The 591-nt window shown below is 73.1% G+C and carries 1 protein-coding gene; it reads left to right on the top strand.

Going from position 1 to position 591, the window contains the following annotated elements:
- Window positions 1–591: Ig-like domain-containing protein (locus tag IE246_RS27815; RefSeq protein ID WP_229837550.1), on the top strand; the 591-nt coding region annotated here is incomplete at both ends.

Below are 591 nucleotides of genomic sequence, written 5' to 3'. Positions count from 1 at the left end.
CTCTCGCTGTCGGCCGGCAGCTATGCGATCACGGTGCAGGCCACCGACACCGCCGGCAATGCCGGGCCGGCCTCGACCTCGCTCGGCCTGACGGTTGACCAGACCGCGCCGGTGACCCTGGGCCCGCCGGACCTGCTGGCGGCCAGCGACACCGGCTCGTCGAACACCGACAACATCACCAACGCGGCGAGCCAGTCGTTCAGCGGCTCGGCGACCACCGGCGACACCGTCAACGTGCTGGTCGGCGGGGTGACGGTCGGCTCGGTGACGGCGGCCGGCGGGTCGTGGTCGTTCGCCACCTCGCTGTCGTCCGGCAGCTACGCGATCACGGCCGTGGCGGCCGACACCGCCGGCAACACCGGGCCGGCCTCGACGGCCCTGAACATCGTGGTCGATCAGACCGCGCCGGCGACGCTGGCGGCGCCGGACCTGCTGGCGGCGAGCGACAGCGGTTCGTCGAACACCGACAACATCACGAATGCGGCGACCCAGTCGTTCAGCGGCGCGGCGACGGCCGGCGACACGGTCAACGTCCTGGTCGGCGGGGTGACGGTCGGCTCGGTGACGGCGGCCGGCGGGTCGTGGTCGTTC

It is taken from the genome of Thalassobaculum fulvum, assembly GCF_014652915.1.
GTDB classification, from domain to species: Bacteria; Pseudomonadota; Alphaproteobacteria; order Thalassobaculales; family Thalassobaculaceae; genus Thalassobaculum_A; species Thalassobaculum_A fulvum.
Note: the sequence above shows the minus strand (reverse complement) of the source record. Positions and strands in the feature narration are given on the sequence as shown.